1 protein-coding gene is annotated in these 224 nt (G+C 71.4%); it reads left to right on the forward strand.

Annotated elements, in window-relative coordinates:
- Positions 1-224, forward strand: a 224-nt coding sequence (locus QMX80_RS19315) for a transaldolase family protein (RefSeq protein ID WP_282278794.1), incomplete at both ends; no start/stop codon positions are given.

Here is a 224-nt window from a genome sequence, read left to right on the forward strand (position 1 = left end):
GCGCAGGCCGGCGAGCGCGATGACGTGGCCAAGGCCGTGGTCGACCGCCTGACCATCGGCGTGGGCACGATGCTGGCCGAGCTGGTGCCGGGCCGCGTTTCCACCGAGGTCGATGCCGACCAGGCCCACGACACCGAAGCGACCATCGCCAAGGCGCGCCAGTTCATCGCCATGTACGAGGCGGCCGGCGTGCCGCGCGGCAAGGTGCTGATCAAGATCGCCGC

This window comes from Stenotrophomonas sp. PS02297, assembly GCF_029959705.1.
Classification (GTDB): domain Bacteria; phylum Pseudomonadota; class Gammaproteobacteria; order Xanthomonadales; family Xanthomonadaceae; genus Stenotrophomonas; species Stenotrophomonas nitritireducens.